The 2,412-nt window shown below is 66.0% G+C and carries 1 protein-coding gene; it reads right to left on the bottom strand.

The genetic code is table 11. From position 1 onward, the window contains the following. Positions 1-2,412: glutamate synthase central domain-containing protein (locus tag VFA16_RS22540; RefSeq protein ID WP_324969970.1), on the bottom strand; the 2,412-nt coding region annotated here is incomplete at both ends.

Below are 2,412 nucleotides of genomic sequence, written 5' to 3'. Positions count from 1 at the left end.
TTGGACCGTCCACCGAGGCGGTTCATGGCGATCGCCAAGGTTTCGTGCGCCTCGGCTGAGATTGAGCCGTAGCTCATCGCGCCGGTGGCGAAGCGCTTGACGATCTCGCTGGCCGGTTCCACCTCCTCCAGTGGAACAGGTGGGCGCACACCGGCTTTGAACTTCAGCAGCCCGCGCAGCGACGCCATCCGCTCGCTCTGGTCGTCGACCAGCTGCGTGTATTCCTTGAAGATCTTGTACTGCCCGGTCCGGGTGGAGTGCTGCAGCTTGAAGACGGTGTCCGGGTTGAACAGGTGGTATTCGCCCTCGCGGCGCCACTGGTATTCCCCGCCGACCTCGAGTTCGCGGTGGGCACGCTCGTTGGGCCGGTCCAAAAACGCCAGCGAGTGGCGGGCGGCGACGTCGGCGGCGATGTCGTCGAGGGTAATCCCACCGGTTGGACAGGCCAGCCCGGTGAAGTATTCGTCGAGCACCGCCTCGGAGATCCCGACGGCTTGAAACAGTTGCGCACCGGTGTAGGAGGCAAGCGTCGAGATGCCCATCTTCGACATCACTTTGAGCACGCCCTTGCCGGCGGCCTTGACGTAGTTGCGCAGGGCAGTCTCGCGGTCGAAACCCTCCAGCACCCCGCGGTCGAGCATGTCCTCGATCGACTCGAACGCCATGTACGGGTTGATGGCAGCGGCGCCGAAGGCCAGCAGCATGGCCATGTGGTGCACCTCGCGGGCGTCACCGGACTCGACCACCAGTCCGACTTGGGTGCGGGTGCGTTCGCGCACCAGGTGGTGATGCACCGCCGAGACAGCCAGCAGCGACGGAATCGGCGCCATCGTCTCGTCGGATTCGCGGTCGGACAGGACGATGATCCGCGCGCCGTCGGCGATCGCCGCCGAGGTCTGCGCGCGCACCTCGTCAAGCGCGGCCTTGAGGCCGGTTCCGCCCTCGGCGACCGGGTATAGGCAGCGAATGACCTTGGACCGCAAGCCCAGCCGTCGCCCGTTGACCTCGACGTCGGGGTCGAGGTTGACCAGCTTGGCCAGCTCGTGGTTGCGCAAGATCGGCTGCGTCAACTGGATCTGGTGACAGGATTTCTCGTCCGGGTTGAGCAGGTCGCCTTCCGGACCGATGGTGTGCTGCAGGCTGGTCACCACCTCTTCGCGGATGGCGTCCAGCGGCGGGTTGGTCACCTGGGCGAAGAGCTGGTGGAAGTAGTCGAACAGCATCCGGGGCCGCTCGGAGAGCACCGCGACCGGGGTGTCGGTGCCCATCGACCCGATCGGCTCGGCGCCGGTGCGCGCCATCGGCGCCACCAGCAAGTTGAGCTCTTCGTAGGTGTAGCCGAACACCAACTGGCGCAGCACAATTCGATGGTGCGGCATCCGCACGTAATTGCCTTGCGGCAGTTTGTCCAGCGGCACCAAGCCTTTGTCGAGCCACTGCTGGTAGGGGTGCTCGGCAGCGAGCTCGGCCTTGATCTCCTCGTCGTCGACGATGCGGCCCTGAGCCGTGTCCACCAGGAACATCCGGCCCGGTTGCAGCCGCATCCGGCGCACCACCGTCGACGGGTCGAGATCGAGCACACCGGCCTCGGAGGCCATCACGACCAGCCCGTCGTCGGTGACCCAAATCCGCGACGGCCGTAAGCCGTTGCGGTCGAGCACCGCGCCGACGATGGTGCCGTCGGTGAACGTCATCGACGCCGGCCCGTCCCACGGCTCCATCAACGACGCGTGGTACTGGTAGAAGGCGCGGCGCGCGGGGTCCATGGATTCGTGGCGCTCCCACGCTTCGGGGATCATCATCAGCACCGCATGTGCCAAGCTGCGTCCACCCAGGTGCAGCAACTCGAGCGCCTCGTCGAAGCGCGCGGTGTCGGAGGCACCGGGGGTGCAGATCGGGAACAACTTCTCGACGTCGTCGTAGGAGCCGAAGATGTCGGTGTGGATCAGCGCTTCGCGGGCGCGCATCCAGTTCTCGTTGCCGGTGACGGTGTTGATCTCGCCGTTGTGGGCGATGCGCCGAAACGGATGTGCCAGCGGCCATGACGGGAACGTGTTGGTGGAGAACCGAGAGTGCACGATGCCCAGCGCGCTATCGAGCCGGTCGTCTTGCAGGTCAAGGTAGAACGCCTTGAGCTGCGGCGTGGTCAGCATCCCCTTGTAGACGAATGTCTGACCGGAAAGGCTTGGGAAGTAAACGGTTTCGCGACCGGGGCCGTCCTGGCCCGGGCCCTTGGTGCCCAGTTCGTGTTCGGCGCGCTTGCGGATCACATACGCGCGGCGCTCCAGCGTCATACCCGAAGCGCCGGCGATGAACAGCTGCCGGAAGGTGGGCATCGCGTCGCGGGAAAGTGCGCCCAGAGAGGAGTCGTCGGTGGGCACGTCGCGCCAGCCGAGCGTTTGCAGCCCTTCG

Origin of the sequence: Mycobacterium sp. (assembly GCF_035653355.1) — a bacterium.
Classification (GTDB): domain Bacteria; phylum Actinomycetota; class Actinomycetes; order Mycobacteriales; family Mycobacteriaceae; genus Mycobacterium.
This window is presented reverse-complemented; position numbering and strand designations above follow the sequence as displayed.